The organism is Weissella cibaria (genome assembly GCF_004521965.1).
Classification (GTDB): domain Bacteria; phylum Bacillota; class Bacilli; order Lactobacillales; family Lactobacillaceae; genus Weissella; species Weissella cibaria_A.
This window is the reverse complement of record NZ_SDGK01000064.1, coordinates 1-380: the sequence shown is the minus strand read 5'-3', so window position 1 is coordinate 380 and position 380 is coordinate 1. Positions and strand designations below refer to the sequence as shown.

Genomic DNA, 380 nt, shown 5'->3' with positions numbered 1-380 from the left:
GGCTTTCCAACACACCGTCTAAATTCTTGCTGAATGTTGATATTGCAGTGTCCATGCTGTTTCTCAGTGGTGAATAGGCGACAAGAATATCAGAGAATTTTTGCATATTTTGTTCGTGTATCGCTTCTAAAACGGCCTGGTATGTGAGCCAAGTGGCGTGAAGTGTTGGGAATGATCGGAAAACAAGGTTCAATGCTTCCTCTGCAGTCATCAATTCTTTTACGCCAGCTAAATAGACGCGAGTGTTTTGGTTCAGCTTGTCGTATGACTTCATAAACAAACGCCATTGACTCTTCATGATGGCGTATTCGCGAGAATACCGCGTATCCTCAATGCTGCGCTGGTCAGCCACGCGTTGTCCCGTGAGAGCTTGCGCTACG

At 46.1% G+C, this 380-nt stretch carries 1 protein-coding gene; it reads right to left on the bottom strand.

What is annotated here, in order from left to right:
• Positions 1-380: transposase (locus EST42_RS07780; RefSeq protein ID WP_209019486.1), on the bottom strand; the 380-nt coding region annotated here is incomplete at both ends.